Origin of the sequence: Aquincola tertiaricarbonis, assembly GCF_023573145.1 — a bacterium.
GTDB lineage: Bacteria > Pseudomonadota > Gammaproteobacteria > Burkholderiales > Burkholderiaceae_C > Aquincola > Aquincola tertiaricarbonis_B.
This window is the reverse complement of the sequence record NZ_CP097635.1, coordinates 2,658,634-2,679,066: the sequence shown is the minus strand read 5'-3', so window position 1 is coordinate 2,679,066 and position 20,433 is coordinate 2,658,634. Positions and strand designations below refer to the sequence as shown.

Below are 20,433 nucleotides of genomic sequence, written 5' to 3'. Positions count from 1 at the left end.
GCCACCTGCCCTTGAGCGAAGACCAGGCCCGCGAAGAGATGGTGCGCGTGGGCCGCAGCCTGTTCGGCCGCGGCTACGTGCATGCCACCGCCGGCAACATCAGCGTGCGGCTGGCCGATGGCTTCCTGATCACGCCCACCGATGCCTGCCTGGGCTTTCTGGAGCCCGGGCGGCTGGCCAGACTGGACGCCAGCGGCCAGCAGCTCAGCGGCGACCGCGCCAGCAAGACCATCGTGCTGCACCGTCGCATCTATGAGGCCACCGCCGCGGCCGGCCAGCCGGCGGGCTGCATCATCCACACCCATAGCACGCACCTGGTGGCCTGCTCGCTGCAGGCCGATAGCCAGGCCGCCGGCGCGCTGCCCGAAGACGCCGAGCTGCTGCCGCCCATCACGCCCTACTTCGTGATGAAGGTGGGTCGGGTGCCGCACATCGCCTACCGCCGCCCCGGCGACCCCGCCGCTGCCGAGGCCGTGGCCACCGCCATCGCCCGCCATGCCGCGCAGGGCCGGCGGCTGCAGGCGGTGATGCTGGCGCGCCTGGGGCCCAACGTGTGGCACGACACGCCGGCTGCCGCGATGGCGGTGCTGGAAGAACTCGAAGAAACTGCCCGCCTTCACCGCCTGCAGCCCGAGGCCACGCCGCTGGCCGAAGCGCAGATCGAAGAACTGCGCCGCGTGTTCGGAGCCAGCTGGTAGCCCCGCACGCAGGCGCGCACAGGAGACAAGATGCTCAAGACTCGCTGGCGCCAGTGGTGCGCCCTGTTCGTGTGCTCCGTGACGGCGGTGGCCGCCGCGGCTGCCGACTATCCCGCGCCGCAACGCGGTGAGTGGACGGTGCGCGACTTCCGCTTCCACACCGGGCAGGTACTGCCCGAGCTGAAGCTGGCCTACACCACAGTGGGCGACCCCAAGGGCGAGCCGGTGCTGGTGCTGCACGGCACCGCGGGCTCCGGCGACTCGATGCTGACGCCCGCCTTCGCGGGTGAGCTGTTCGGCCCCGGCCAGCCGCTGGATGCACGCAAATACTTCATCGTGCTGCCCGACGCCATCGGCGCCGGCCGTTCCAGCAAGCCCTCGGACGGGCTGCGCACGCAGTTCCCGGCCTACAACTACGACGACATGGTGGCCGCCCAACACCGGCTGCTGACCGAGCACCTGGGCATCCGCCACGTGCGGGTGATCGTGGGCAACTCGATGGGCGGCATGCATGCGTGGCTGTGGGCCCAGCGCCACCCCGACTTCATGGACGCGGCGGTGCCGATGGCCTCGCTGCCGGTGGCCATGTCGGGCCGCAACTGGATGATGCGGCGGCTGCTGAGCGAAGCCATCCGCAGCGACCCCGAATGGCAGGGCGGCCAGTACACCCGCCAGCCACGCAGCCTGCAGCTGGCGGCCGTGTTCTTCAACACCGGCACCAACGGCGGCAACCAGGGCCTGTACAAGCTGGCACCCGACCGCGCCGCCGCCGACGCGCTGGTGAGCCAGCGGCTGAAGGCGCCCTTCCGCGCCGATGCCAACGACTACCTCTACCAGTGGGAAGCGTCGCGCAACTACGACCCCGAGCCCGCGCTGGACCGCATCACCACCCGCGTGCTGGCCATCAACTCGGCCGACGACGAACGCAACCCGCCCGAGCTGGGCGTGCTGGACAAGGCCATCGCGCGCATCCCGAAGGCGCAGGCCTACGTCATCCCTTCCAGCCCCGAGACCAGCGGCCATGGCACCGTCGGCCAGGCCCGCTTCTACAAGGACCGCCTGGCCGAGCTGCTGAACAGCGCCCCGCGCCGCACGGCCCCCTGAACCTCATCGCAAGGACCCTCCCATGCCCCGCTTTGCCGCCAACCTGTCGATGCTCTACAACGAGCATGACTTCCTCGACCGCTTTGCCGCCGCCGCGAAAGACGGCTTCACCGCCGTCGAGTACCTGTTCCCGTACGCCTATGCCGCCGACGAGCTGGCCGCCCGGCTGAAGGCCGCCGGCCTGCAGCAGGTGCTGTTCAACGCTCCGCCCGGCGACTGGGATAAGGGCGAGCGCGGCATCGCCTGCCTGCCCGGCCGCGAGGCCGAGTTCGCCGAAGGCATCACCAAGGCCCTGGCCTATGCCCAGGCACTGCAATGCCCGCGCGTGCACGTGATGGCTGGCCTGGCGCCCGCGGGCGTGCCGCGTGAGCAGCTGCGCGCCACCTACGTGGCCAACCTCCAGCACGCGGCGGCCGAAGCGGCCAAGGTGGGCGTCAACATCCTGATCGAGCCGATCAACCAGCGCGACATGCCCGGCTTCTTCCTCAGCCGCCAGGATGACGCGCATGCGGTGGTGGCCGAAGTGGGCGCGCCCAACCTGAAGGTGCAGATGGACCTGTACCACGCGCAGATCACCGAAGGCGACCTGGCGATGAAGATCCGCAAGTACCTGGCCACCGGCCAGGTGGGCCACCTGCAGATCGCCGGCGTGCCCGAGCGGCATGAACCCGACCTGGGCGAGATCAACCACCCCTACCTGTTCAAGCTGCTGGACGACATCGGCTACGACGGCTGGATCGGCTGCGAGTACCGCCCGCAGCGCGGCGCGGTGGCCGGCGGCACCTCGCAAGGCCTGGGCTGGCTGGCCCCCTACCTGCAGCGCTGAAGCACTGCCACGCGCCCGGTGACGGGCCGGGCGCGGTTTTTGCCCCGTGGCCTGTACAACCAGGAGACCGCGATGAGCCAGACCACGCCCGTGCCCCCCGAGCAGCAGCGCGAAGACCTGCTGGAAGCCCAGCGCAAGGCCCACGAAGACAGCCCGCGCAACTTCAAGCAGGACGCGCTGGACGACAAGCAGGTGCACATCGAGCCCGACGGCACCGGTCCCAGCTCCACCGAGAGCCTGGACCCGCAAGCCGACCAGGCCAAGGGCAGCGGCAACCCGCCGGCAGGCTGAGACCCCCAAGCTCGCTGCGCTCGCTGCCCCCCAAGGGGGCGCTCAGCCCCTTGGGGCGGCCCGGCGGGGCTGAAGCCGCCAGCGTTGCACCGGGCCCGCGGGGCCCGATACTCGGGGACCGTCCACTGCCCCGAGGAAGCCCCGTGCCCCGACCGAACCCGACCCGCGCCCGCGCCCTGGCGCTGGCTTGCGCCGCCCTGCTGTGCCCTCTTGCGCAGGCCCAGGAAGACGACAGCGAAGGCGGGCTCGCCCTGTGGGAAGTGGGTGGCCTGGGCTTCGGCGTGCGCCAGCAGGCTTACCCCGGCGCCGACGAGCATGTGAACCGCGGCCTGGTGCTGCCCTTCGTCATCTACCGCGGCAAATACCTGCGGGCCGACCGCCAGACCGCCGGCGTGCGCGCGGTGAAGACCGACAACGTGGAAGTGGACATCGGCTTTGCCGGTGCCTTCGGTTCCAGCTCCAAGGACATCGACGCCCGCCGCGGCATGCCCGACCTGGGCACGCTGGTGGAGTTCGGTCCGCGCATCAAGTGGAAGCTGGGCGAAGCCTGGGGCGGCCGCTTCCGCCTCGACCTGCCGCTGCGCGGCGTGTTCGACCTCAGCGACGGCATGGCCCACCGCGGCTGGTCGCTGGAGCCGGAGATCGGCTACCGCCGCAGCATGGACAACGGCTGGAGCTGGGGCACCTCGGTCAGCGCGGTGATCGGCGACCGCCGTATCAACCGCACGCTCTACGGCGTGGCGCCACAGTACGCCACTGCCGACCGCCCGGCCTACCAGGCCAGCAGCGGCCTGGTGACCTGGCGCCTGCAGGCCACGCTGTCGTCCGCCCTCACCCGCGACTGGCGCGTCTTCGGCTTTGCCCGCCTAGACAACGTGAGCGGCGCCGCCAACCGCGACAGCCCGCTTGTGCGCCAGACCAACGGCGGCACGGTGGGCATCGGCGTGGCGTACACCTGGCTGCGGTCGGAGGCGCGGGCGTACGACTGACGCCTGATCGCGCGAGCCTTCCACGGCTGGCGGTCAAGCCTCGTACCCCTCGGCCCGCGCCAGCAGCTCCGGCGTGCCGATCACGTCGTTCAGCCCATCGAAGTCCAGCATCTCGCCACGCATCGGCGCGGTGCTGCCGTGCTGGCGCAGGCTGCCGAAGTAGCGCTGCAGCTGCCGTACCACGAAGCGGGCCGTGCCGCCCGGGAAGATGACGATGCGAAAGCCACGGCGCCCCAGTTCGTCGGCGCTTTCGATGGGGGTCTGGCCGCCTTCCACCATGTTGGCCAGCAGCGGCAGCCGGTGGGCCAGGCGGCGGCAGGCGCGGTCCATGTCCTCGGGGGTGCGCAAGGCCTCGACGAAAAGCGCATCCACGCCGCAGTCGGCATAAGCCTCGGCGCGGTCCAGTGCGGCGTCCAGGCCTTCCACGCCGGCCGCGTCAGTGCGCGCCAGGATCAGCGTGCCGGCCGAACGCCGTGCGTCCAGCGCCGCGCGCAGCTTGCCGCAGGCCTCCTTCACCGGCACCACCGCCTTGCCGGCCAGGTGACCGCAGCGCTTGGGAAAGGTCTGGTCTTCCAGCTGGATCATCGCGGCACCGGCCCGCTCCAGCAGGCGCACCGTGCGCTGGGTGTTGATCGCATTGCCATAACCCGTGTCGCCGTCCACGATCACCGGCACCTGGATGCGGTCGGTGATGCGCGACAGCACCTCGGCCGTCTCGGTGGCGGTGGTCAGTCCCACGTCGCTGCGGCCCAGCAGGTTGTAGGCCACCGCACCGCCCGAAAGGTAGACCGCCTCGAAGCCGGCCTGCTCCGCCAGCAGCGCGGTCATCGGGTCGTACACGCCCGGGGCCAGCAGCGCCTGCGGCGCGGCCAGGCGCCGTTGCAAAGCAGTGGGCCCGCTCATTCCACCTTGGTCCCGGTGAGCTGCACCACCTTGCGCCAGCGTTCCACCTCATCCTGCAGGAAGCTGGCGAACTCCGCGCTGGTGCTGCCGACGGGCTCCAGGCCTTCGGTGGTCAGGTGCTTGCGCATCGCCTCGCCGCTCACCGCGGCACGGGCGGCAGCGGCCACGCGTTGCGCGTCGGCCGGCTTGATGCCCGCAGGCCCCAGCAGGCCATACCACGAGCCATAGTCGAAGCCCGCAAACAACTCCGCCACCGGCGCCGCGTTGGGATAGGCCGCCACGCGCTGCGCGGTGCTCACGGCCAGCACCTTGAGTTTGCCGCCCTTGATCAGCTCCTGCGCCGAAGCCACGTTGCTGAACACGAGATCGACCTGGCCGCTCATCGCATCGGTCAACGCCGGGCCGGCGCCCTTGTAGGGCACCGAAACGGCCGCGATGCCGGCCTGCGTCTTCAGCATCTCGCCGGCCAGGTGATTGGCGCTGCCCACGCCGGCCACGCCAATGCTGAGCTGGCCCTGCCGGCTCTTGGCCGAAGCCAGCAGCTCGCGCAGGCTGGCCGCGGGGAAGTCGGGCCGCGTCACCAGCAGCAGCGGTGATCGCGCCACCAGGCTGAGCGCGGTGAAGTCCTTCAGCGGATCGAACGGCAGCTTCGGAAACAACGAGGCATTGATGGCGTGGCTGGTGTAGCAGACCAGCAGGCTGCTGAGGTCGGGCTCGGCCTTGGCCACCGCGCCGGCCGCGATGTTGCCGGCCGCGCCGGGCCGGTTCTCGACGATGAACTGGCGCTGCAGCCGGGGCCCCAGTTCGGCGGCCAGCGAGCGGGCCACCAGGTCGGTGCCGCCGCCGGGCGTGGCCCCGACCAGGATGCGGCTGCCGGGTTCGCCCGCCGCCAGCGCGCGGCCGGCCAGGGCCCAGCCTGAAGCACTGGCCGCGGCCAGGAAATGGCGTCGTTGCATGCTTGTCTCCTGCTTGATCTTGTGAGGCGTTCCGCCGGGCGTCAGGCCGGCCGCACCAGCGGCCGCACCTGGCAAGGCATGCCCATCGCGGCAGCCTGGCGTTGTTCGAAGTCGAGGAACTCGCGCGTCATCTGGCTGCCGTACAGGCCGCCACGCACCGCGCCGGCCCGCACGTCGCCGAAGTACTCGGCCCAGTCGGCTGGCAGCGGCTGCGACTGCGGCAGCGCCAGCCACAGACGGTACAGGTGCCGCTTCAGGTCAGGCTCGTCATGGTCCTCGAAATCGGTGCGCGAATGCAGCGTCACGTAGTTGTTCAGCAGCTGCAGGTCGCCGCGCTCCAGCCACATCGAAAAGCACAGTGCCGGGTCCTGCATCAACACGTCCAGCAGGTCCAGCGCCTGCATCTGCGCGTCGGTGAGTCGCGGCACAGCCTCGAAGTCGCGCTGCGCGGCCATCACGTTCTTGCGGTTGGCGCGCATGGCGACATGCCCTTCGGCGCTGCCGATGATGGGGCAGCGGTAGTAGGGCAGCGCGTCAGGATGCTGCGCGCCCTGGTAGCTGTGGAACCAGTCGCCCTGCAGCACCGGTACCAGGTCGGGCCGGCGGCGCGCCACCTCGTCGATCACCGCCAGCGAACTGACCACCTTGCTTTCGCCACCGCGCTTGGCAGCGCGCCGGCACAGCAGGGCCACCACGTCGGCCGAGTCGCAATGGAAGTCCAGGCCCGCATTGGTGTTGTAGCCCCGGCCATTGGCGCCCTTGTACACGCCGCCTTCGTTGCGCACGTCGGCGATGAAGTCACTGGCACGGTTCTGCGTGCGGGCCACCCCCATGTGCAGGCCGATGCCCCAGCAGGCCAGCCGGGCCTCATGCTCGTTCCAGCGGTCCACCGGCAGGCCCCTGAGCAGGCACATGCCCCAGCGGCCCTGCGTCAGCTCGGCCGCGCGCTGCAGTGCGCCGCGCGAGGCGGGCGGCAACGGAAAGTCCTGGGGACCCATGGCCAGCCAGGGCTTGTCGGCCTGGCGGGCATGGCGCAGAGCCTGGTCAAAGCCCTCGGCTTCATCGGGCGTCAGCCGCAGGATCCAGCCGCTGTCGGCAGCGGCTTCTTCGGCGCGCCAGGCAGCGGCGGCGGGGGGTCGAACGGTCATCTCGTCTCCTGGGCAGCGGCACAACGGCTACCGATGGAGCAGCAGTCTAGGTTTGAGGCAGATCAAGAAAAAGCGATGAAAATTCGTCTTCCACTGAAGGAATCTTGATGAAGATCGCGGCCTTCCACACGCTGGATGCGGTGCTGCGCGGCGGCTCCTTCGCCGCCGCGGCGCTGGAGATGAACCTCACGCCCAGCGCCGTGAGCATGCAGATGAAGCAGCTCGAGCGTTACCTGGGCCAGACCTTGTTCGACCGCTCGGGCCTGCAGGTGCGGCCCACACCCGCCGCGCGCGAGGTGGCGGCCAGCATGCAGGAAGGGCTGCAGCGCCTGGCGGTGCTGCGCCGGCAGGTGTCGGTGAGCGTGGAAGGCACGGTGCGCCTGGGCATCATCGAGTCGATGCAGCCGGTGCTGGGGCCCGGCACGATGAAGATCCTGCAGCAGCGCTATCCGCGGCTGGACCTGCGGCCGCTTCGGGGCCGCAGCGCCGGCCTGACCGAGATGGTGAAGGCCGGCAGCCTGGACGCCGCCGTGGTGGCGCAACCCGAGAAAGGCGGTGGCGCCGGGCTGCGCTGGCATCCGCTGGAGCGGCGTGAACTGCTGCTGGTGGCGCCACCGCAGTCGCCCGAGCCTTCGGTGGGCGCGCTCTTCCGCCAATACGACTGGATCCGCTACGACCGCGGCACCGTCACCGGCGCGATGGCGGTGCGTTACGTCAACGCCCACGTGCGCGAGCGCCGACCTTCGATCGAGCTGGACAACGTGCCGGCCATCGTGGCCATGGTCAGCGCCGGGCTGGGCATCTCCATCGTGCAGCTGTCCGACCCCGGCATCACGATCGCTTACCCGGTGCGGCTGCTGCGCCTTGGTCGTGGCGCCCCGGCATTGCAGATGTCGCTGGTGATGCGCAAGGCCGACGCCGACGACCGCCGCCTGCTGGCCCTGCAGGCGGCGATGGCCGAGACGCTGGCCTCGCCGATGCGCCGCCGCGCCGTGGTGGGCCTGAGCTAGCGGCTCACAGCCGCTCGAACACCGCGGCGATGCCCTGCCCGCCGCCGATGCACATGGTCACCAGGGCATAACGGCCGCCGGTGCGTTGCAGCTCGTACAAGGCCTTGGTGGCGATGACGGCACCCGAAGCGCCGATGGGGTGGCCCAGCGCGATGGCGCCGCCGTTGGGGTTGGTCTTCTTCAGGTCCAGCTCCAGCCCGCGCGACACCGCCAGCGCCTGGGCCGCAAAGGCTTCGTTGCTTTCGATGACGTCGATCTGGTCCAGCGTCAGGCCGCCCTTCTTCAGCGCCATCTTGGTGGCCGGGATCGGGCCTTCGCCCATGATCTCGTTCGGCACGCCGGCCACCGCATAGCTCACCAGCCGGGCCATGGGCTTGTAGCCGGCGGCCTGGGCCACGGCCGCATCGGCCAGCACGAAGAAGGCCGCGCCGTCGTTGATGCCGGAGGCATTGCCCGCGGTCACCGAGCCGTCCTTCTTGAACGCCGGCTTCATCTTGGCCAGCGTTTCCAGCGTGGTGCCGGGCTTCACATGCTCGTCGGTGTCGAAGGTGACTTCGCCCTTGCGGGTCTGCTTGACGATGGGCACGATCTGGCTCTTGAAGCGGCCCTCGGCGATGGCGGCCGCGGCACGGCGGTGCGATTCGACGGCCAGCGCGTCCTGGTCTTCGCGGGTCAGGCCCCACTTGGTCACCAGGTTCTCGGCCGTGATGCCCATGTGGCCCACGCCGAAGGGGTCGGTCAGCGTAGCCACCATCATGTCGATGAGCTTGGTGTCACCCATGCGGGCGCCGCTGCGCATCGCCGGGCTGAGGTAGCCACCGCGGCTCATCACCTCGACGCCGCCGCCGATGCCGTAGTCGCAGTCACCCAGCAGGATGTTCTGCGCGGTGGTGACGATGCCTTGCAGGCCCGACGAGCACAGCCGGTTGACGGCCATGGCCACCGAATCCATCGGCAGGCCGGCCTGGATGGCAGCCACCCGCGCCACGTAGGCGAAGCGGCTTTCGGTGGGAATGGTGTTGCCCACCGTCACGTAGTTGATGAGCTTGGGGTCCACGCCCGAGCGCTCGACCGCCGCCTTCATGACGGTGCCGGCCAGTTCGGCGGGCTCCATGTCGGCGAGGGCTCCGCCAAAGGTTCCGATGGCCGAACGGGCGGCGCTGAGGACGACGACATCACGGGTGGGCATGGTCTCTCTCCAGAAGAATGCGTGGACTGCGTATCTTGTCACGGTCCACGACCGGGTTCAGCAGTCGCTGCCGGTGCACACCGGCAGGGCCATCGGTGCGCGGCGCGGCCGCAGCACCACCGACCAGGCGGCGTCGGCCCGCGGCTGCCAGGCCAGCCGGCCATCGGGCTGCAGCGTCAGCTCGCGCCGCAGCACCGACTGCTGCACATTGCCGCCCACCACCTGCACACGGCGGCCACTGTCGTCGATGGACACCACCACGTCGCAATGCATGGGCGTGGGCGGGCCCGCGCCCTGCCCGTCGCGGATCTCGGCCAGCGGCAGCGGTCGCCGCGCCGCATCGGGCGTGCGCGGCAGGCACACCAGATCGCCCGGCAGCACCGGCGCGGGCGTGGGCAGCGCCTCGAAGGCCGAAATGAGGCCGTCGCGCGCAGCGACGATGTACTGCGCATGCGCGGCAGCGAAGCGGAACTCGCGCGCACTGAAACCGGCCTGCCGCATCACCGCGCTGACGAAGGCCGCCGACCAGGGCGCGGTGCGCTCGGGTTGGCCGAACTCGGGTCGCCATTCGACCACGCAGCGGTCGGTCTGGCCGCAGCTGTGTCGCTCTCGCCCGCTGCCGTTGGGCCCCAGCGCCCGCCAGTATTCGTTGACCACCGGGCACAGCGCAGCCGTCTGCTCGGGGCCGCAGCCATCGTCCACCCGCCGGCAGCGGCCGTCGGGCAGCAAGGCGCAACCTGCTTCGCTGCCTGGGCTGCTGTAGGCCCAGCCGCTGCCCCAGCGGCGCCACTCCGCATCGGCAACGCGGGCGATGGCGGCCACCTGCTGCGGGCCGACGGTGGTAGGTGTCACGCGCTGGTGGCTGGCACAGCCGGCCAGCACCAGCAAAGCAACCATGGCCAGCCAGGCTGGCGAAGGGTGAAAGCCGGAGAAAGGTCGAAAAAACATCCGCCGTGTAGGAAGTTGCCTGACAAGGGCTTGGAAGAACCGGGACTGAATGGACAGAGATGGGCCACTGTCGCCCCCCTGTTCGGGGTTCTAAAGTTATCTCCATCGCAGCACGCACCGCCCGCTGCCACCACCCAGGAGCCCGACATGACCGCCGACCAGATCCTCGCCGAAATTCGTGAAGCCAACCTCAGCTACCTGATGCTGGCGCAGAGCCTGATCCGCGCCGACCGCGAACAGGCCCTCTACCGCCTGGGCATCAGCGAAGACACCGCGACGCTGATCGGCACGCTGTCGGCCGCGCAGATCATGAAGATCGCCTCGGGCAACACGCTGCTGTGCCGGTTTCGCATGGACGACGAGCTCGTGTGGAACCTGCTGACCAGCCACGGCAAGGCTTCGGCCAACGACGCGGTCAACCGCCTGCATGCCTCCATCCTGATGGCCGGTCGCCACCAGGAAGCCGCCTGATCTTCCTCCTGGCACATTCCTGATGTGCTTCGCGGGCCCGCTGGGCCCGCTTTTTTATGCGCGCACAAAATGAAAAGGGGCCCCGAACAGTCCGTGTCGAAACGGCTGCGAAGGCCGCCGATAGCAAACCGCCCCGAGTTCACCGGGGCGTTTTTGTTTTGTGGGCGCTACGTTGATCCGGGGTGCGGTGTCGGGCTGCGTTCAGAGGACCGTCTGCATGAGCATCCCTCGGCACTACCCCTGTCATGGCATGGCCAACTTCTGCAGCATGTGCCGCCCGCCAAGCACAGCCAGCGCACGCTTGAGGTTATAGGTCAGGGTCGCCAACGCGATCTCCGTGCCCGCGCCCCTCAGGCCCCGCATCAAGAAGCGCGGCTTCTCGAAGATGTGGAACTTCAAGGCTGCGAACGGATGTTCGACCGTGCAGCGGCGCAGTCTCATCGCCGCAGGCGTGGCACGCTGGTGAATGCGCTCGAGGGCTTGCTCGTAGAGATGACGGGTGACCATGCGGCGTGCACTGGCTGTGCAGCGCCCCTTCATCGAGCACGCCCCACAGTCGCTGGGCTGGGCGGCATAGACGACCATCTTGTCCTTGCGGTTGACCTGCTTGCGCTGCAGCAGTTTGTCGGCCGGACAGACGTAGGCGTCGGCCGAGGCGTCATAGGTGAAACAAGCCCGGTCGAACAGTTCACCGTCGCCCTGGTTGTTGAGCGAGCGCTTGACCGGGACATGCACCTGCACGCCCTGGTCCTCCAGTGCCTGGGCCTGTTGGCCATTGGCATAGCCGGCATCTGCCACCAGCTTCAGCGCCGTGGCACCCAGGGCCTGCTGCGCCGCTTGGCCCATGCGCTGCAGGCAACCGTTGTCACCGGCCTGGGCGTTGATCTCATGGGCCACGATCAAGGCGTGCTCGGCATCAACGGCAGTCTGCACGTTGTAGCCCGGACCTTTGCCCTTGAGCACGACCGCCTCGGGCTCCGTGCTCACGTGCAGCCGCTCGCCTGGGACCTGTGCCAGGTCCGATTGTTGTTGCTGCAGCCGCGCCAGCGCCTGGCGCAATGCCTGGGCATCGACTGGCACCTCGCCTTGCTGCTGATCGGCCGCCTCCAGCTCCTGGAGGTACTGGGCGATGCGCTGCTCCAGCTTGGCTTGCAACTCGGCGCGCTGCGCTGCGTCCAGGATGGCCTTGCCGCTGGCCACGGCCTGGAACTTGGTGCCGTCCACGGCCACCCACTCTCCCCGGATCAGTCCGGCTTCGGCACAAAAGCGGACGAACTCAGCGCCAGCGCGCCGCAGCGGCGCCGCGTTGCAGCGGCGGAACTCAGCGATGGTCTTGTGGTCAGGCGTGAGCCTGTGCAGCAGCCACATCACTTCGATGTTGCGCTGGCACTCGCGCTCCAGGCGGCGCGACGACCGCACGCGGTTCAGGTAGCCGTACAGGTACAGCATCAGCAGATCGGCTGGGTCGTAGGGCGGGCGACCCGTCGCCTTGGTGCGGGCTCGCGCAAAGCCCAGTGCCTGCAAGTCCAGCCGGCCCACGAAAGCCGCGATCACGCGGCACACATGCTCCGGCCCGATCAACTCGTCCAGCGATACCGGGAACAGACTGCCTTGATCCCGGCTCAGCCCTTGCACATAGCCCATATGAACAATGCCCCGCAACTCGCGTTGCAGGGCATTGTCTTCAAGGCTTCAGGTCGGCGTCAGAGTATTGACACGGACTGCGAAGGGCCCTCTCGTCTTGTTGGGTCGGCGCTCGCTCAGACCGAACGGCGACGGTAGGCGACGAAGCCGACGGCACCCAGGCCAGCCAGCATCAGCGCGTAGGTTTCGGGTTCCGGCACCGGAGCCATCACCAGTTGGCCGCTGAAAGCGCCGGGGGTGCTGCCGAACTTGGCGCCGTTGATGGTCAGGGTCAGCGGCAGGGCCGAGGTCAGCTCGACTTCACCGAAGATGACCTTGCCCTTGCTGTTGGCGCTCAGGTCCCAGGCGGTGCCGTTCAGCGTGACGCTGCTGAACGAGAAGTTGGTGCCGCTGATGGAGCCCAGGATGTCGTAGGTACCGGCGGCGATGCCCTTGGTGGTGTCCAGCGTGAACGTGAACGAGGTGTTGGCAGCCGAGATGTCCTTGGCGCCGAACGAATACGTGGCCGACAGGGCGTCGAAGCTCAGCGATTCAGACTGGCTGACGGCGAAGGCTTGGGCGCCAGAGATGGCCAGGACGGCGGCGGCGGCGAAGTGATGCAGTTTCATGTTTTTGACTTCCCTGAGGTCTCGCGCCTCCAACGGCGGAGACGACGGAGCGAAGTCTGCTTGAGTGCTTTGTTCGGGCCATCCCCGCGAACGGATGGATTTCATGCGGGCTCGTCGGCGTGCGCCTACATAAGCCTCCAAAGTGAGAACAAATGCCGGTGTAGCCGGTGCACGCCTCAGCCGCCACGCGCCGCAGCTTCACGCAGCTTGTCCTTCTTGCTCTTGCGGCGACCCTTGACGCCGCCATGCGGGTCCAGACCGGCGGGCGCGGCGGCGGCACCCGGATCCATCGCATCGGGGGTCGCGGGCTCGCTGGCGGCGCTGGGCTCGAAGCCAGGCACCACCTCGCGCGGCACGCGCTGCTGCTGACGCTTTTCAATCAACCGGAAATGCGCCTCCGCTTCCGGTGGCACGAAGCTGATGGCGGTGCCCGAGGCCCCTGCCCGACCGGTACGGCCGATGCGGTGGGTGTGGTCGGTGGCCGAGCGCGGCAGATCGTAGTTCACCACCATCGGCAGGCGCGCCACATGGATGCCGCGGCCCGCCAGATCGGTGGCCACCAGCACCCGCAACGCCCCCGACTTGAAGGCAGCGAGCACGTCGGTGCGGGCGCCCTGGCTCAGCTCGCCGTGCAGCGCCGCGGCCTGCAGGCCGGCGCGGCGCAGCTTGTCGGCCACCAGCTCGGTGGTGTAGCGGGTGGCCGCGAACACCAGCACCTGGCGGGTGCTGCCATCGGCACTGCCCTGCTCCACCAGGTGGCGCAGCAGCTGCGTGCGGCGCGGCGCATCCACCACGATGGCGCGCTGGGTGATGGCGGGCTGCTCACGCACCGGCGCCTCGGCAGCCTGCAGCTTCACCGGCTGGCGCAGCAGGCCCTCGGCCAGCGCCTGCACCTCGGGTGCGAAGGTGGCGGAGAACAGCAGGTTCTGCCGACGCGCCGGCAGCAGCGCCAGCACCCGCTGCAACTCGTCGGCAAAGCCCAGGTCCAGCAGCCGGTCGGCTTCGTCCAGCACCAGGGTCTGCACACCCCCCAGCCGCAGCGCGTTGTGTTGCACCAGGTCCAGCAGGCGGCCGGGCGTGGCCACCACGAAGTCGGCATCACCGCGCAAGGCCATCATCTGCGGATTGATGGAGACGCCGCCGAAGACGGCCACGGTCTTCACCCGCACCGGCAGGTCCTGCGTCATCTCGCGCCAGGTGTCTGCGATCTGCACGGCGAGTTCTCGCGTGGGCACCAGCACGAGACCGCGCAGGCGCCGCGGGCCGTCGCGGTGGGTGGCCAGCAGCTGCTGCAGCAAGGGCAGCACGAAGGCGGCCGTCTTGCCCGAGCCGGTGCTGGCCTGGGCCATCACGTCATCTCCGCGCAGCACCACGGGAATGGCCCGCGCCTGGATGTCGGTGGGTTGGTCGTAGCCGCGCGCGTCGACGGCTTGCTGCAAGGCGGGGCACAGGCCCAGGGAGGCAAAGGACATGGGCCATTGTCCGGCACGCGCCGGCGCCTGACGCTCTGTCAGGCAGCAGGCCGTGCGCGGTAGGTGGATTCGTACAGGCAGGAGGTGCCGCATCCGGCTTCGCCGAACCAGTCGCGCGCCCATGATGAGTAGGTCAACGAACTTACAAGGAGCTGGACATGAACGACCGCGACGTGATCGGTGTGCTGAACGACCTGATCGAAACTTCGAAGGACGGCGAGTACGGTTTCGCCAAGTCCGCCGAACGCGTGAAGGCACCCGCGCTCAAGGAAACGCTGCAACGCCGTGCCGCCGATTGCGCCCGAGGCGCCGCCGAGCTGCAGACGCTGGTGGTGCGCTTCGGTGGCAAGCCCGAAGAAGGCGGCAGCGCGGCAGGTGCCCTGCACCGCGGCTGGGTGTCGATCAAGGAAGCGCTGACGCCCGGCAGCGGCGACCACGCGGTGCTGGAAGAGTGCGAGCGCGGCGAGGATTCCGCGCTGGCCGCCTACCGCAAGGCGATGAAGGAAGAGCTGCCGGCGGAGGTGCGCCAAGTGCTGGAGCGCCAGATGCAGGGCGTGCAGGCCAACCACGACCAGATCAAGGCGCTGCGCGATTCCACCCCGGCGTGATGCTGAGGTGATCGAAGAAGGGGCCGGTGCGGCAACGCACCGGCCCTTTTTCTTGGCGGCCCCTCAGGCCTTGCCGAAGCGACCGAGCACGAAGTGCACCATCGCCGTGGCCAGCTCACGCTCGCCCACGAACACACGTCCGATACGCTGCTCACGCTGCAACAGTTCACCCTCGGATTCGTTGTGGGTGCGCACCACGATCTCGATGCCCGGGTTGAGCAGGTTGGCCGTCTCGGCCATCTGCCGCACGTCCAGCGTGTCGGGCGTGGCGATGACCAGCATGCTCGCGCGGGCCACGTGGGCCTGGATCAGCACCGCGGGGTCGGATGCATCCCCCGACACCGCCGGCACGCCCTGGCTGCGCAGCGACTCCACCAGTTCACGGTTCTGCTCGGCCACCACGTAGGGCACACCGGCCTCGGCCAGCGCGGCGGCGATGCGACGGCCCACGCGCCCGTAGCCCACCAGCACCACCTGGCCTGAAATAAAGCGCTCGGCGGTGGTGGTGGGCAGCTCGGCCAGCGGATCGTCCGAAGCCTCCAGCCGCCGCGCCAGCGCGGAGTGCCGCAGGATCCAGCGCCGGGCCGGCTGGATGGCGGCGAACACCAGCGGGTTGAGCGCCATCGAGATCAAGGCGCCCGCCAGGATCAAGCTCTGGCCCTCGGCCGGCAGCAGCCCCAGCTTCATGCCCAGCGCGGCCAGGATGAAGCTGAACTCGCCGATCTGCGCCAGCCCAGCCGACACGGTGAGCGCCGTGTTCAGCGGGTAGCGGAACAGCAGCACGATGAGCATGGCCGCCAGCGACTTGCCCACCACCACGATGGCCACCACCAGCAGCACCTTGAGGGGCTGGTCGATCAACACATGCGGATCGAACAGCATGCCGACGGAGACGAAGAACAGCACCGCGAAGGCATCGCGCAGCGGCAGCGACTCTTCGGCCGCGCGGTGGGCGAACTCCGACTCGCGCATCACCATGCCCGCGAAGAAGGCCCCCAGCGCGAACGACACACCGAACAGCACCGCCGAGCCGTAGGCAATGCCCACCGCGGCAGCCACCACGCAGAGCGTGAACAGCTCGCGCGAGCCGGTGCGCGTGACCTGCCACAGCATCCACGGAAACACCCGCCGCCCCACCAGCAGCATCAGGGCGATGAAAAACGCCACCTGCAGCAGCGTCCAGCCCAGCGTGCGCAGCAGCTCGGGGCCGGGGGCCGCCTGGCCGCCCAGCCAGCCGGCCAAGGGCGGCAGCAGCACCAGCACCAGCACCATGGCCAGGTCTTCCACCACCAGCCAGCCGACGGCGATGCGGCCGTTCATCGAATCGACGACACCGGCCGACTCCAGCGCCTTCAGCAGCACCACGGTGCTGGCCACCGAGAGGCTGAGGCCGAAGACCAGCGCCGCGCCCAGGTTCCAGCCCCAGGCCCACGCGGCCAGGCCGCCCAGCAGCGTGGCCACCGTCATCTGCACCACGGCGCCGGGCAAGGCGATGCGCCGCACCGCCAGCAGGTCGTCCAGCGAAAAATGCAGGCCGACGCCGAACATCAGCAGCATCACGCCGATCTCGGCCAGTTGCCCGGCGATGTCGAGGTCGGCCACGAAACCCGGGGTAGAAGGGCCGATGAGCACACCGGCGACCAGGTAGCCCACCAGCGCAGGCAGCCTGAGCCGCGCCGCAGCAAAACCCAGCACCAGGGCCAGGCCGAGGGCCGCCGCGATGGTGGTGATCAAGGAAACACTGTGCGGCACGCCGACCCCCTGTTGTTCTGATGCTTCAAGGTGGAGTGTGGGGCACCGGGCCGGTTCCATCCCACGGCCAGGACGGGCATAAAAAAACGCCCGCGGCTGCGGGCGTTTTCAGGGAGAGGAAAAACCGGATCAGCGGACCACGGCGATCTGCTCGCGCTTGCCACCCTTGTAGGTGAACAGGGTCAGCGCGCCGTTCTTGATGTCGCCCTTTTCGTCGAAGGCGATGTTGCCGGTCACACCCTTGTAGCTGGCCTTGGCCAGCACCGGCAGGTACTTGGCGGGCTCGGCCGAGCCGGCCTTGACCATCGAGTCGGCCATCACCATCACGGCGTCGTACACGTACGGGGCGTAGATCTGGACGTCGGCGTTGAACTTCTTCTTGAAGTCGACCTTGAACTTGTCCATGGCGGCCTTTTGCTCGCCTTCCACACCGCCGGCTTCCGCGCACACCACCTGGCCATCACCCATGGTGCCGGCCGACAGCTTGGGCAGCTCGCCCGAGCAGATGCCGTCGCCGCCCATGAACTTGGCGTCGATGCCCAGCTGCTTCATCTGGCGCAGCATCGGGCCGGCCACGGCGTCCATGCCGCCGAAGAACACCACGTCGGGCTTCTTGCCCTTCAGGCTGGTCAAGATGGCGGTGAAGTCGGTGGCCTTGTCGTTGGTGAATTCGCGGCCCACAGTCTTGCCGCCGGCAGCCTTGACGCCCTTCTCGAACTCGTCGGCCACGCCCTGGCCGTAGGCGGTGCGGTCGTCGATCACGGCGATCGACTTGCCCTTGAGTTCCGTCACGGCGTACTTGCCGAGCGTGCCACCCAGATGCACGTCGTCAGCCACCACGCGGAAGGTGGTCTTGTAGCCCTGGCGGGTGTACTTCGGGTTGGTGGCCGAAGGCGAGATCTGCGGAATGCCGGCGTCGCTGTAGATCTTCGAGGCCGGGATCGTGGTGCCCGAGTTCAGGTGGCCGATGACACCGTTGACCTTGCTGTCGACCAGCTTCTGCGCGGCAGCGGTGCCTTGCTTCGGGTCGCCGGCGTCGTCTTCAGCCAGCAGCTCGAACTTGGCCTTCTTGCCGCCGATGGTGACACCCTTGGCATTCAGCTCGTCGATGGCCATGCGGGCGCCATTTTCGTTGTCCTTGCCGAGGTGAGCGATCTGGCCGCTGGTAGGGCCGACGTGGCCGATCTTCACCACCAGTTCCTGGGCACTGGTAGCACCCGCGAACAGCACGGCGGCGGCGGCAACGATCACGTTCATCTTGACTTGCATTCAAACTCTCCGATTGATGGGTTGAGAGGTATGGGTGGGTTTCTCAACGGCCGAGAAGATACTCCAAAACAGTGCCTGTTCTGCCCAGCGCTTTCCTGTAGCAGGGCCTGTGCCACGTGTAGTGGAAACCCGATCGGCGTGGCCCCTGAACGTGCCGCGTCGGGTTATCGATGACAGATGCGCACAAACCCTGATACGGGTTTGGCGGACGGCGCCGATGCGCGCCGCTCAACGGCCGCGCTGGCGACCGAGTTCCTGCGCCACCGCACGCGCCACCACGTCGCGCAGGGTGCTGGCCAGCTCGCTGCGGGCCTCGTGCACCAGGGCCTCGGTCAGCCGGGCCATGGCGGGCGCCAGGGCTTCGCGCAGCCGGTACTCCAGCATCAGGTCAATCTGGCGCTGCACGTCGGCCAGCACGCGCTGCGTGAGGTGCTGTTCGTCAGGCGGCGGGGGATGGCCGGCATCGAGCACCGCGTCCAGCAGCGGCGGCTCGGGCAGGCTGGGCATCGGCGTCGGCTCCACGCGCACCACCTCCGTCAGCGTGGGCAGTACCGAGCGGGACATCGTGCTCATCAGGCGGCTCCTTGGGCGCCGGTGGCGGCGCCTTGCGCATGGTGCACGATCTTGGCGCCACCCGCCTCATAAGCACGCCAGCGGCGACGGCCGGCATCGCGGTCGTCCGGCGCAGCGCCCACCAGCTCGATCACGCGCTGGAAGGCTTCGGGTTCGTCGGGCAGGCCGGGGCCCAGGTTCACCAGCACCTCCCGGTGCGGTGCCGCGGCACCCGGGTCCAGCAGCCACAGCGGCGTGCGCGCCAGCCGTGGCGTGGGTGCCTGCCCCGCCTTGAGCCGCGCATGGGGCACGAACTGCTGAGGCTCGAACAGCCACAGGGCCTCGTCGAGCTGGCGCAGCAGCTCGGGCGCGCCGGTCACCGCCACCTGGGCGCCCTTGGCGTAGGCCTTGCGCAGCAGGCGGCAGGCGAAGCCGATCTTGTCGGCCATGCCGGTATGGAACTCGACGGTGGCGGGCACGATGCTGGCGCGGGATGCAGGCGCGGGGTGAGGGGGCGCGGTGCGCCGCTCAGCGCGCCTGCTGCAGCACGAAGTGGGTCAGCAGCGGCACCGGGCGGCCGGTGGCGCCCTTGTTGGCGCCGCTCTTCCAGGCGGTGCCGGCGATGTCCAGGTGCGCCCAGCGGTACTTGGCGGTGAAGCGCTTGAGGAACATCGCCGCCGTGATGGCGCCACCCGGGCGGCCACCGATGTTGGCCATGTCGGCGAAGTTGCTCTTCAGGCCTTCACCGTACTCATCGTCCAGCGGCATGCGCCAGGCCGAGTCGAGCGCGCTGTCGGCCGCGGCCAGCAGGTCGGCGGCCAGCTGGTCGTCGGCGGTGAACAGGCCGCTGTGGATGTGGCCCAGCGCGATGACGCAGGCGCCGGTGAGCGTGGCGATGTCGACCACGGCCTTGGGCTTGAAGCGCTCAGCGTAGGTGAGCGCGTCGCACAGGATCAGCCGGCCCTCGGCGTCGGTGTTCAGGATCTCGATGGTCTGGCCCGACAGGCTGGTGACCACGTCGCCCGGCTTGACCGCGCGGCCGCTGGGCATGTTCTCGCACGCGGGGATCAGCGCCACCACGTTGACCTTGGGCTTGAGCTGGCCGATGGCACGCATGGTGCCCAGCACGCTGGCCGCGCCGCCCATGTCGAACTTCATCTCGTCCATCTCGGCGCCCGGCTTCAGCGAGATGCCGCCGGTGTCGAAGGTGATGCCCTTGCCCACCAGCACCACCGGCGCATCGGTCTTGCCGGCGCCCTGGTACTGCATGACGATGAATTGCAGCGGCTCGTCCGAGCCCTGGGCCACCGACAGGAACGAGCCCATGCCGATCTTCTCGACCGCCTTGCGGTCGAAGGCCTGCACCTTCATGCCGAACTGCTTGCCGATGGCCTTGGCCTGCTCGGCCAGGAAGGTGGGCGTGGCCACGTTGCCGGGCAGGTTGGCGCATTCACGCGCCAGCGTCACGCCTTCATGCACCGCGGCGGCGCGCAGCAGGCCCTTTTGCAGCGCGGTGGCTTCTTCCTTGGCGCACACCAGCGTGACCTTGGCCAGCTTGGAGGGCTGCGGCGCGCTGGGCTTGGTCTGGGTGTACAGGTAGGTGGCGTCGCCGATGGCCGAGACCAGGGCGTCGGCGTGGGCGGGCGTGAGCGCGGCGCCGGCGCAGGCCACGGCCAGGTGGCGGGCACCCAGGGCCTTGAGGCTGGCCACGCCCGCGGCCACGGCCGCCTTGAAGGCCTTGACGGTGGGCGCCGGCGCGGCGGCCAGGGCCATGCGCGGCGCCTTGAAGCCCGCCGGGCGGTGGATGTAGAGGCTGCGACCCGCCTTGAGGGCGAAGTCGCCCTGCGCGAGGGCGTCGTTCAACAGGCTGGCGACCTTGGCGTCCAGGCCGGCCGGCACGGCTTCGCCGACCACCACGACCAGCAGCGCATCAGCGGCCAGAGAAGCGAGCCCCGACGGGCCGATGGATTGGGAACGGAAGTCCATAATGCACGC

At 69.3% G+C, this 20,433-nt stretch carries 21 protein-coding genes; 8 read left to right on the top strand and 13 right to left on the bottom strand.

Translation table 11 applies throughout. The features are described from left to right. Positions 1-11: 11 nt before the first annotated feature. From MW290_RS12305 to MW290_RS12285, 5 genes are all read left to right on the top strand, one after another. Positions 12-698 (top strand): class II aldolase/adducin family protein, encoded by a 687-nt coding sequence (locus tag MW290_RS12305; RefSeq protein ID WP_250196668.1) that lies wholly within the window; start codon positions 12-14, stop codon positions 696-698. 30 nt (positions 699-728) lie between these two features. Continuing rightward, on the top strand, positions 729-1,802 hold the full coding sequence (locus tag MW290_RS12300; RefSeq protein WP_250194941.1) for an alpha/beta fold hydrolase: 1,074 nt from the start codon (positions 729-731) through the stop codon (positions 1,800-1,802). A 22-nt stretch (positions 1,803-1,824) separates the two neighbouring features. Next, the gene (gene otnI / locus MW290_RS12295; RefSeq protein WP_250194940.1) at positions 1,825-2,628 is read left to right on the top strand and encodes a 2-oxo-tetronate isomerase; all 804 of its coding nucleotides are present in this window, start codon (positions 1,825-1,827) and stop codon (positions 2,626-2,628) included. A gap of 72 nt (positions 2,629-2,700) precedes the next feature. Beyond that, positions 2,701-2,919: a hypothetical protein gene (locus tag MW290_RS12290; protein ID WP_250194939.1), complete on the top strand. Its 219-nt coding sequence runs from the start codon at positions 2,701-2,703 to the stop codon at positions 2,917-2,919. A gap of 143 nt (positions 2,920-3,062) precedes the next feature. Next, positions 3,063-3,908 carry a MipA/OmpV family protein gene (locus MW290_RS12285; protein WP_250194938.1) on the top strand — a complete coding sequence of 282 codons (846 nt, stop codon included), beginning with the start codon at positions 3,063-3,065 and terminating at the stop codon, positions 3,906-3,908. Positions 3,909-3,941: 33 nt separating this feature from the next. Here MW290_RS12285 and MW290_RS12280 read toward each other — a convergent pair whose 3' ends face one another. The 3 genes from MW290_RS12280 to MW290_RS12270 are packed head-to-tail and all read right to left on the bottom strand — an operon-like array spanning position 3,942 to position 6,915. Continuing rightward, positions 3,942-4,811, bottom strand: coding sequence for an isocitrate lyase/PEP mutase family protein (locus MW290_RS12280; RefSeq protein WP_250194937.1), 870 nt, complete (start codon positions 4,809-4,811; stop codon positions 3,942-3,944). After that, positions 4,808-5,767 carry a tripartite tricarboxylate transporter substrate-binding protein gene (locus MW290_RS12275; RefSeq protein WP_250194936.1) on the bottom strand — a complete coding sequence of 320 codons (960 nt, stop codon included), beginning with the start codon at positions 5,765-5,767 and terminating at the stop codon, positions 4,808-4,810. The genes MW290_RS12280 and MW290_RS12275 overlap by 4 nt, the downstream gene beginning before the upstream one ends. A gap of 41 nt (positions 5,768-5,808) precedes the next feature. Continuing rightward, positions 5,809-6,915, bottom strand: a complete 1,107-nt coding sequence (locus tag MW290_RS12270; protein ID WP_250194935.1) for a TauD/TfdA family dioxygenase — start codon at positions 6,913-6,915, stop codon at positions 5,809-5,811. A gap of 107 nt (positions 6,916-7,022) precedes the next feature. On the opposite strand from MW290_RS12270, the gene MW290_RS12265 reads away from it, so the two are divergent. Continuing rightward, positions 7,023-7,925: a LysR family transcriptional regulator gene (locus tag MW290_RS12265; protein WP_250194934.1), complete on the top strand. Its 903-nt coding sequence runs from the start codon at positions 7,023-7,025 to the stop codon at positions 7,923-7,925. A 4-nt stretch (positions 7,926-7,929) separates the two neighbouring features. Here the strand turns inward: MW290_RS12265 and MW290_RS12260 are convergent, their stop codons facing one another. Continuing rightward, complete coding sequence (locus MW290_RS12260; RefSeq protein WP_250194933.1) at positions 7,930-9,114, bottom strand: acetyl-CoA C-acyltransferase family protein; 1,185 nt, start codon at positions 9,112-9,114, stop codon at positions 7,930-7,932. A gap of 57 nt (positions 9,115-9,171) precedes the next feature. Beyond that, complete coding sequence (locus tag MW290_RS12255; RefSeq protein ID WP_250194932.1) at positions 9,172-10,011, bottom strand: DUF2272 domain-containing protein; 840 nt, start codon at positions 10,009-10,011, stop codon at positions 9,172-9,174. Between the two features lie 198 nt (positions 10,012-10,209). Here MW290_RS12255 and flhD point away from each other — a divergent pair, with 198 nt between their 5' ends. Next, entirely contained in the window at positions 10,210-10,533 is a 324-nt protein-coding gene (flhD, locus tag MW290_RS12250; RefSeq protein ID WP_250194931.1) for a flagellar transcriptional regulator FlhD, read from the top strand. A gap of 243 nt (positions 10,534-10,776) precedes the next feature. On the opposite strand, the gene MW290_RS12245 is transcribed toward flhD, so the two are convergent. The 3 genes from MW290_RS12245 to MW290_RS12235 all read right to left on the bottom strand — a co-directional run bounded on the left by MW290_RS12245 (position 10,777) and on the right by MW290_RS12235 (position 14,257). Then, positions 10,777-12,177, bottom strand: a complete 1,401-nt coding sequence (locus tag MW290_RS12245) for an IS1182 family transposase (RefSeq protein WP_250194930.1) — start codon at positions 12,175-12,177, stop codon at positions 10,777-10,779. Positions 12,178-12,293: 116 nt separating this feature from the next. Then, positions 12,294-12,785, bottom strand: coding sequence for an FxDxF family PEP-CTERM protein (locus tag MW290_RS12240; protein ID WP_250194929.1), 492 nt, complete (start codon positions 12,783-12,785; stop codon positions 12,294-12,296). A gap of 176 nt (positions 12,786-12,961) precedes the next feature. Then, a complete protein-coding gene (locus MW290_RS12235) occupies positions 12,962-14,257 on the bottom strand; it encodes a DEAD/DEAH box helicase (protein WP_250194928.1) in 1,296 nt (431 codons plus the stop codon). A 158-nt stretch (positions 14,258-14,415) separates the two neighbouring features. Here MW290_RS12235 and MW290_RS12230 point away from each other — a divergent pair, with 158 nt between their 5' ends. Then, the gene (locus tag MW290_RS12230; RefSeq protein WP_250194927.1) at positions 14,416-14,865 is read left to right on the top strand and encodes a PA2169 family four-helix-bundle protein; all 450 of its coding nucleotides are present in this window, start codon (positions 14,416-14,418) and stop codon (positions 14,863-14,865) included. Positions 14,866-14,928: 63 nt separating this feature from the next. Here MW290_RS12230 and MW290_RS12225 read toward each other — a convergent pair whose 3' ends face one another. The 5 genes from MW290_RS12225 to MW290_RS12205 form a co-directional block, all read right to left on the bottom strand. Then, complete coding sequence (locus tag MW290_RS12225; RefSeq protein WP_250194926.1) at positions 14,929-16,617, bottom strand: cation:proton antiporter domain-containing protein; 1,689 nt, start codon at positions 16,615-16,617, stop codon at positions 14,929-14,931. 129 nt (positions 16,618-16,746) lie between these two features. Beyond that, complete coding sequence (locus tag MW290_RS12220; protein ID WP_250194925.1) at positions 16,747-17,886, bottom strand: branched-chain amino acid ABC transporter substrate-binding protein; 1,140 nt, start codon at positions 17,884-17,886, stop codon at positions 16,747-16,749. A gap of 228 nt (positions 17,887-18,114) precedes the next feature. Then, the gene (locus tag MW290_RS12215) at positions 18,115-18,459 is read right to left on the bottom strand and encodes a hypothetical protein (RefSeq protein WP_250194924.1); all 345 of its coding nucleotides are present in this window, start codon (positions 18,457-18,459) and stop codon (positions 18,115-18,117) included. Continuing rightward, positions 18,459-18,917: a DNA polymerase III subunit chi gene (locus MW290_RS12210; protein ID WP_250194923.1), complete on the bottom strand. Its 459-nt coding sequence runs from the start codon at positions 18,915-18,917 to the stop codon at positions 18,459-18,461. The genes MW290_RS12215 and MW290_RS12210 overlap by 1 nt, the downstream gene beginning before the upstream one ends. Before the next feature lie 49 nt (positions 18,918-18,966). Beyond that, a complete protein-coding gene (locus MW290_RS12205) occupies positions 18,967-20,424 on the bottom strand; it encodes a leucyl aminopeptidase (protein WP_250194922.1) in 1,458 nt (485 codons plus the stop codon). Positions 20,425-20,433 lie beyond the last annotated feature (9 nt).